This window comes from Streptomyces sp. NH27 (assembly GCF_056859195.1).
In genome coordinates this window covers 1-7,334 of record NZ_JACEGK010000402.1, presented here as the reverse complement: position 1 = coordinate 7,334, position 7,334 = coordinate 1, and the positions used below count along the sequence as shown (strand labels likewise).

Genomic DNA, 7,334 nt, shown 5'->3' with positions numbered 1-7,334 from the left:
GAGTGTGGGCGGGGCGAGTTGTCTGCCCGAATGCCGGGGCGGTGATCGCGAACTCGTGCGGCCTCGAACGAAACAGGGAGGCCGACGCGTTGATTCAGTGGTTGACCAGGTACGCCTCGAGGCCGGTGTCCGCTGTGTCCCGGCCTCCTGACGTGGTGGTGTTCACGGACGCTTCCCACATGTGCGCCGAGCCGGCGATGACCGCCCATCCTGCGAAGAGCCCGGCCGCCTCCCGGGTGCACTGGAAGCGGGAGTGGCCCTTGTCGTCCCAGGTGCAGGTGCCCATGGCCTGGAACGAGGGGTAGGTCCGCTGGATGAAGGCGGTGGCGGAGCCGGTGTGCGGAACCTGCTGGAGGGTGATGTCGTTGCCCCGCCCCAGGGCGTTGTGCGGGCCGGAGTACACGCAGGTGAAGCCCTTGGACTTGGCCGTGGTGACGGCCAGGCCGCTGATCTTGGTCACCTGGGCCGGGGTGAGGCCGATCGCGGCGCACGGGTCTGCACCGCCTGCCGGGGGCGCCGCCAGGGAAGTTGACGGTGAGGGCGCCTTGGGCGAGGCGGATCCTGGATGCCCTGGGTGCGCGGCAGACGTGCCGGGTGAGGTGGTGCTGGACGCCGCGGCGGTCGACGTTGCGGACGCTGCCGGATCAGCGTGCCCTCCGGACGAGCAGCCGGTCAGGACCAGTCCGAGTGCCATGGCCGGTATCGCCGGCCGGGCGACCAGTCCTGCACGTCGAGTCAACAAGTGAGTCTCCTACGCCTTGTCCGTGGCAACGCTCCAGCGTATCCAGGTTCCGGACGGCGGCTTCCGGGGAGGTGCTGTACGCGGATTTCGAGCCCTGCCCGTCGGCTCGGACGGCTCGGGCGGCTCTGACCAGGGCCTGCCCGAGCCGCTCGGGTCACTCGCAGAAGACCTGGATCCTGCTGCCGGGGTCGTCGATGTCGACGGTGACGTCGTCGAGTTGGTCGACGAGGTCCTCGATGTGCTCCGGCTTGAGTTCGGTGAGGTCGATCGGTACCCCCGACTTGTTCAACTCGGCGTTGAGCTTGGTGAGTGCCTGCGGCGGGACGAGGCTCGCGAGGCGGACTCCGGCACGCAGCAGTTGCAGGGGGACGCGGATGTTGATCCGGCTGGGCCCGTCACCAGTACCGTCGCCCTTGCCGTCGGTGTCACCAGCACCGGTCCCGCCACCGCTCCCGGCCGAATTCATCACCACGCGCAGGTACTTGGGGCGCGACTTCGGACCGGGTTCCGCCCCCGGCCGCGTCTCGGACCGTTCCGGTTCGAGCGCGTCGATCAGGGCGTCGGCCTCCTCCGTACTGATCCTGCCCTCGGCCAACATCTGCAGGATCAGGCGGCGTTGCTCGTTCATGGCTGTGTTCTCCTCTGACTCATGGCTCATGGCTCATGGCTCATGGCTCATGGCTCATCTGATGCTGACGAGGAAGCCGGTACGGCCGTCCTCGATCTCGATACGGGTGCCGGGCAGCGCCCACAGCAGTCGTCCGGCGCCGCGCAGCGCGCCCACCGGGCTGATCCGGGTGACGATGCATGCGACCACCCCGGCCAGTACGGCGAGCACCAGCAGCGGTGACAGCACCAGCAGCAGCGGCAGCACCGGGCCGTGCAGTCGCCGCCAGCGGCCGTCGGGGCGCCGCCAGCCCACCGTCACCAACTGCGGTATCACCGCTGCCTCTTGAGCTCGGCCAGCGCCTCCTGCGCGCTGATCTCCCCCCGCCGCAGGCGGTCGACGACGTCGGCCTGGGTCGGTTCCGGGTCGATGTCGACGAACTCGAGTTGCTCGGCAATCCGGTTCAGCCGCGCCTTGACGGTCGGGTAGCTCACCCCGAAGGTCCGCTCCATCTCCTTGATCGAGCCGTGCGACCGTACGAACGCGGCGACGAACACCTGGTCGTCAAAGCCGAGTTGGGCGAGCTGGGGCGGCTCGAACTCGCCCTCCACCGCCACGCCGCTACCGGCCAGCCGGACCCGCTCGACCGTGAACGGCCGCCCCCGGGTCAGTTCCGTCAACGCCTGCCAGTCCACCGTCTGCTCCCTACTCTCGGTGTCGCGCTCACCATTAAGTTGTACCTTGACTTTCTTAAGGCGTCAACGAAGAAACCTTGAGTTTTCTGATCCCGACTTCAGTGATCTGGAGTCCGGGGGTACGGTCACCCGGCCGTCGCCCCGCCGACGGCTCCCGACCCGGCGAGCCCGGCACGACGAACCCGTGCCCGTACAGCCATCGCCCTCTGCCCTTGCATACCTGGACGCGGCAGATCATCACGCCTAGTAAGGAGGGGAGTTGCTCCAGGAGGGGACTACGCATGCGCGACCACGCCATAGCCGCGGCCGAAGAACGCCGGGCCGCCACCCGCTCGCCCGCGAGCGGGACCCGGAGGCCGGGCCATGCACTACTCGCCCTGCAACCCGCCGTCGGCAACGCCGCCGTCGTACAGATGCTGCGCGACGCCGGACACCCCTGGGCGCACGAACCGGACCCGCACCACCCGAACCCGCACCGCGCGGACGCGCACCCGGGCGACCGGCAGATGAACGGGGCCGCGGTACAGCGGACCCCCGGCCCGGCCACCGAGGAAGTGCGGAAGCGGCCGAGCCCGGGCCAGGTGACCGCCCCGGACCTCGCCCTGGAGGCCGGGCAGGAGGTCCACTCGGAGCTGGACGCCCCCACCCGCATGCTCAACCGGGTGGCCCGGGTGATGATGGGCGCGCACTACGCGGACGACGGCGGCATGCCGCTCGGCAAGGCCGGAACGCCCCACCTGGCACTGACCGTTATCGGCGGAAAGATACATATAGCGGGCAACACCGGTATGTCGCAAGGGAAGCGGGACGCCGCCACGGACCGCCTGAAAGAGGGGCTGGCAGGCGGCGGTCACGACGAGAAGAAGCTCGCGGCCCTGATCAACGGCGGGTACGGCAAACGGCACTCCGAGACCGGCGGCGCGGCAGCGCACGAGCATCTTGAGGCCATCAGGAACGCCGTGGCGGACCCCAAGAGCCTGGAGTGGCACAACACGGTGAAGGGCCCCGGGCCCAAGGGAGTTGTCCACGGCGAGATGGCCCTGCTGGACGCGGTGGCGAAGTCGATGCGGGAGCATCCCGATCCGCAGTCCGGGCAGCTTCAGGACTGGCCCATTGGCGGCCGGAAGCGGGACTGCGTCGCCTGCCACTGGGCGCACGCCATCTTCAACACCCACGTCGCCAACAAGCTCGGGTACCGGATCGTGACGTCAGGCAGCCACGGAGGCTTCTTCCCCAACTGGAAGATGCCGGCCTGGATGGCCGACGACGCCGAGGCGAGGGCCGCGATGCGGAAGAAGGTGGAGAGCAGCGGCCACCAGGTCAAGGACGACATCGTCCTGGAAGGCTTCACCGACAAGGGAAGCAGCCACAAGCTGAACCCTCCCCACCGCGGCGACGAGCCCTACCTCTCCGACTCCTCCGAGGACGAGGGCGCCTGACGCCCCGCCCCCAATTGCGGCCGCCCCTCTACTTCCCGGGCCGCCCCTTCCCGCGTCGCCGTTGCGTGGTCAGACGACGTGGAACTCGTCGGCGCGGCGGGCAGCGCGTCCACGAACCGAGCCCTACCCGGACGTCGAGGTGGTGACCGTATCCGGATCGGTGGAACGTCGCGGCGTCGCGGAGCCTGCCGCGGGCTTGGACCTCGCCAGCCACAGGCCGGTGAACGCGGCGGTGGCCAAAGTGATGGCGCCGGCGGCGAGGAAGGCGCTGTTGAGGCCGGTCTCGAAGGAGGCGCCGCCGGATTGCCGGCTGCGGACGATGGCTCCGAGCACCGCCACGCCGAGCACCGCGCCGATCTGCCGGGTGGTGCTGCTGATGCCTGACGCGAGGCCGCCCTCCTGCGGGCCGACTGCTTGGATGGCGGCTCCCGTCAGTGGGGACAGGGTCAGGGCGAAGCCGATGCCGGCGACGTCCAGCCGCGGGCACCACCCTCGATCAGCCCGTACGTCAGCGCCCCCACCCCCAGAACGGACAGCACCGTCCCCGGGATGTCGATCGCGGGGGCGTTCGGGTTGCGGGCCTCGTCGAGGCTGCGCAGACCGACCAGCACAAGGACCACGCCGATGGGCAGATTGACCAGGAAGATGGCGGGCCAGCCGAAGGCATCGGTCAGCACGCCGCCGGCCACGGGGCCCGCGGCCAGACCGATTCCGCTGAATCCGGCCCACAGCCCGATCGCCTTGACCCGTTCCTGCGGCACCGGATAGGCGGCGGCGAGCAGGGCCAGCGAGGCGGGACTCAGCGCCGCGGCCCCGATGCCCTGGAGCACCCGGCCGGCGACCAGCCAGCCGAGCGAGGGCGCGAGGCTGCACAGCACCGACGCGGCGGTGAACACCACCACGCCGGTCAGGTACCGCTTGCGGCCGAACCGGTCGGCGAAGACACCGCCGGACAGCAGCAGCATGGCAACCAGCAGTACGTACGCGTCGACGATCCATTAGTCCGTGCTCGATCGCGCCCGCGAACGCGGCGAGGACGCACTCGACGCGTTGGGCGTGCTGGACCACATCCTGGCCCCGATGTACATCCGCGTCCTGCTCGGCAGGGGCGAGCTCACCCCGGACTACGTCAACGGGCTGGTCGACCGCTTGCTGTGACCTCGACCTGGTACGACCGGGATCAGCCCTCGGACGCGGCGCCAGGGCTCCGTGAGGCGCGCGCCGGCTCACACGGCCCGGCCGAATCCGTCGGCCGACGGTTCGCCGCTGCGGATCGGGGTGAAGTAGACGTCCAGGTACGGGAATTGGCCCTGCTCGCGGGGGACCGACCCGAGCTCAGGCCGAACGGAACTCGCCGGCGCGGACGGCCTCGACGAAAGAGGTCCACTCCGTGGCGGTGAAGGCGAGTGCCGGACCGTGCGGGTCCTTGGAGTCACGCACGGCGGCGCTGGCGGTCAACTCGGCGAACTCGACGCACGCCCCGCCACCGGAGTCGCCGCCGCTGTAGCTGCTCTTGCGCCAAGCAGCACCGCTCAGTTCAGATGCGTGCATCGCCCCTACCTCCGCCGGTCTCAGCTCAGCGCTCAGGATGCGGTGAACCGCACAGGGTTCACCGCTCCCTCGCATTCGATTGTGGCGGACGGTCAGGCGGTAGGGAACTCGTCGGCGCGGACGGCCTCGACGAAAGAGGTCCACTCCGTGGCGGTGAAGGCGAGTGCCGGACCGTGCGGGTCCTTGGAGTCACGCACGGCGGCGCTGGCGGTCAACTCGGCGAACTCGACGCACTCCCCACCACCGGAGTTTCCTCCGCTGTAACTGCTCTTGCGCCAAGCGGCACCGCCCAGTTCGGATGCGTGCATCGCCTCTACCTCCGCTTCCTGCCGTCTCACAGTTCTTGCTTGATCCGCTCGATCAGGTCAAGGCTGGCCGTCGGACTCAGCGCCGCCGACCTCAGCGAGTCGAAGGTAAGGGTATAGGTGCTGGTCTCCTCCGGCGTCTCCATATACAGGGTGCCCGTGTGATGCTCGACAGTCACCACGTCGGAGAACGCCGGGGTGGGGAAGCCGAAGATCACGAAGGCACCAGTGAGTCCCGGATGTGCTCCTGCGCTCAACGGCAGCACTTGCAGTTCGATGTTCGGCCGCTCCGCCAGCGCATGAAGTTGATCAAGTTGCGCAGCCATCACCTTTCCGGACCCCACGTTGCTGCGTAGTGCCGCCTCGCCTTCGATAAGGCAGACGCGCGGCGCCCGCTCGCCGTCGAGCACCGTCTGCCGCTGCATGCGGACGTTCACCAACTGGTTGATCTTCTCGTCACTGAGCATCGCGGGGTTGGCACGGTACAGGGCGCGTGCGTAGTCGCCGGTCTGGAACAGGCCGCTGATCAACAAGGGTTCGAAGGAGCGGATGTAGTCGGCCGTCTGCTCGTAGTCGATGTGGTCGGCGTACGAAGGCAGGTCGTTCCAGACGCGCTGGACCCACCCGCGTTCGCGGCTGCGCCGTGCGAGGCCGACCAGACCGTCGACGTACTCCGGGTCGTTGACGTCGTAGAACGCCAGGAGGGCGCGTAGTTCGCCGACCGAGATGCCGAGATGCGCGTTCTCGATCCGGCTTATCTTGCTGCGGTGGCAGCCGATCTGGTCGGCTGCCTGGTCCGGCGTCTTGCCGGCTTCCTCGCGCAGCCGCACCAGCATCGTGGCGAGACGGCGACGACGCACCGTCGGGCGTGGTTGAACCACGGTCACCCCTTCGTTCAGGCGTGGACGGGCGTAGAGAGTATCGCCCGCCACCCGCTTTGGAACATTTTCCATCCGATTCGGTTGCGGACCACCGGGTGAGCGGAGCATGCTGGTTGCGCGGCAAACTGCGCGCGTAGTACGCACCCTGACGGTCCATCGACAGCATCGCACGAGGAGGTCGGCCGTCACGGTCTTTCGGTCAACACCCACCCGGGTGCGCCGGGCCGCATCCCGCGAACGAACCCACTGCGTGGAGAAGGAGAATCACCCATGACCAATCCCGGCCGCTTCAACTCGAAGAAGTTGGACCCGTCGTTGTCCGCTCGGTCTTTGTACGGGGCCGAGTTGCGGTACTACCGGGAGCGCGCGGGGCTGACGCTCGGGGAGTTGGCGGAGATGCTGCACATCGAGTTGTCGTACCTCGCCCGCATCGAGCAGGGGGAGCGCAGGTTCGACCCGGAGCTGACCGCGGTGCTGGACCGGCTGCTGGACACCGGCGGGTTCTTCACCCGGAACGCCGCCGCTGGGCGCACCGCGCCGGACCCCAACCGGCTTGCCCCGCTGGCCGATTGGGAACGGTTCGCCGCGACCATCAAGGAGTGGGACGCCGCGCTCGTACCGGGTCTGCTCCAGACGGACGCGTACGCGAAGGCCGTCGCGGAGACGTACGCACCGCTGCTCGCGGACCGGCCCACCCGTTACCGGTGGGAGGCGCGGCTGTCCCGTACGCCCGTGCTGCACGACCCGCAGGGACCGCGCTATCTGGCCGTGCTCGGCGAGACCGTACTGCACCGCGGCCTCGGCGGCCCCGCCGTCATGGCCGAGCAACTCCACTGCCTGGTCAAGCTGGTTCGCCGCCGGCGGATCACCGTGCGGGTGCTCCCGCTGTCCGCGACGCCGCACCCCACCGGCACCGACGGCGCGCTGCGCCTGATGACGTACGCCGACGAGTGCCCGACCATGCACTTCACCACCCACCACACCGGCAACCACCTCACCGACCCCGGCGCCGTGAACCTCGCCCACCTCACCCACGACCTGCTCACCGCCGCCGCCCTCGCCCCGGACGCCTCGCTGGCCCTGATCGAGTCCACGGCGACGGCCTACCAGGCCC

General features: G+C 69.3%; 9 protein-coding genes and 2 pseudogenes. 3 read left to right on the top strand and 8 right to left on the bottom strand.

Annotated features, from left to right (window positions below):
• Positions 1–94: 94 nt before the first annotated feature.
• The 4 genes from AC13HU_RS27320 to AC13HU_RS27305 all read right to left on the bottom strand — a co-directional run bounded on the left by AC13HU_RS27320 (position 95) and on the right by AC13HU_RS27305 (position 2,044).
• On the bottom strand, positions 95–460 hold the full coding sequence (locus tag AC13HU_RS27320) for a hypothetical protein (RefSeq protein WP_483044613.1): 366 nt from the start codon (positions 458–460) through the stop codon (positions 95–97).
• Positions 461–896: 436 nt separating this feature from the next.
• Positions 897–1,370 (bottom strand): SHOCT-like domain-containing protein, encoded by a 474-nt coding sequence (locus AC13HU_RS27315; protein ID WP_483044612.1) that lies wholly within the window; start codon positions 1,368–1,370, stop codon positions 897–899.
• A gap of 54 nt (positions 1,371–1,424) precedes the next feature.
• Entirely contained in the window at positions 1,425–1,685 is a 261-nt protein-coding gene (locus AC13HU_RS27310; RefSeq protein WP_483044611.1) for a hypothetical protein, read from the bottom strand.
• Positions 1,682–2,044: a DUF2089 domain-containing protein gene (locus AC13HU_RS27305; RefSeq protein ID WP_483044610.1), complete on the bottom strand. Its 363-nt coding sequence runs from the start codon at positions 2,042–2,044 to the stop codon at positions 1,682–1,684. The genes AC13HU_RS27310 and AC13HU_RS27305 overlap by 4 nt, the downstream gene beginning before the upstream one ends.
• A gap of 281 nt (positions 2,045–2,325) precedes the next feature.
• Here AC13HU_RS27305 and AC13HU_RS27300 point away from each other — a divergent pair, with 281 nt between their 5' ends.
• On the top strand, positions 2,326–3,483 hold the full coding sequence (locus tag AC13HU_RS27300; protein WP_483044609.1) for a hypothetical protein: 1,158 nt from the start codon (positions 2,326–2,328) through the stop codon (positions 3,481–3,483).
• Positions 3,484–3,606: 123 nt separating this feature from the next.
• On the opposite strand, the pseudogene AC13HU_RS27295 reads toward AC13HU_RS27300, so the two are convergent.
• Positions 3,607–4,481 (bottom strand): annotated as a pseudogene (locus AC13HU_RS27295) (MFS transporter); the annotation flags it as partial.
• A gap of 4 nt (positions 4,482–4,485) precedes the next feature.
• On the opposite strand from AC13HU_RS27295, the pseudogene AC13HU_RS27290 reads away from it, so the two are divergent.
• Positions 4,486–4,641 (top strand): annotated as a pseudogene (locus AC13HU_RS27290) (TetR/AcrR family transcriptional regulator C-terminal ligand-binding domain-containing protein); the annotation flags it as partial.
• A 177-nt stretch (positions 4,642–4,818) separates the two neighbouring features.
• Here AC13HU_RS27290 and AC13HU_RS27285 read toward each other — a convergent pair.
• The 3 genes from AC13HU_RS27285 to AC13HU_RS27275 all read right to left on the bottom strand — a co-directional run bounded on the left by AC13HU_RS27285 (position 4,819) and on the right by AC13HU_RS27275 (position 6,292).
• Positions 4,819–5,034 (bottom strand): DUF397 domain-containing protein, encoded by a 216-nt coding sequence (locus AC13HU_RS27285; protein WP_483044608.1) that lies wholly within the window; start codon positions 5,032–5,034, stop codon positions 4,819–4,821.
• Positions 5,035–5,126: 92 nt separating this feature from the next.
• Positions 5,127–5,342: a DUF397 domain-containing protein gene (locus tag AC13HU_RS27280; RefSeq protein WP_483044607.1), complete on the bottom strand. Its 216-nt coding sequence runs from the start codon at positions 5,340–5,342 to the stop codon at positions 5,127–5,129.
• Positions 5,343–5,368: 26 nt separating this feature from the next.
• The gene (locus tag AC13HU_RS27275) at positions 5,369–6,292 is read right to left on the bottom strand and encodes a helix-turn-helix domain-containing protein (RefSeq protein WP_483044606.1); all 924 of its coding nucleotides are present in this window, start codon (positions 6,290–6,292) and stop codon (positions 5,369–5,371) included.
• 198 nt (positions 6,293–6,490) lie between these two features.
• On the opposite strand from AC13HU_RS27275, the gene AC13HU_RS27270 reads away from it, so the two are divergent.
• Positions 6,491–7,334: helix-turn-helix domain-containing protein (locus AC13HU_RS27270; RefSeq protein ID WP_483044605.1), on the top strand; the 844-nt coding region annotated here is incomplete at its 3' end.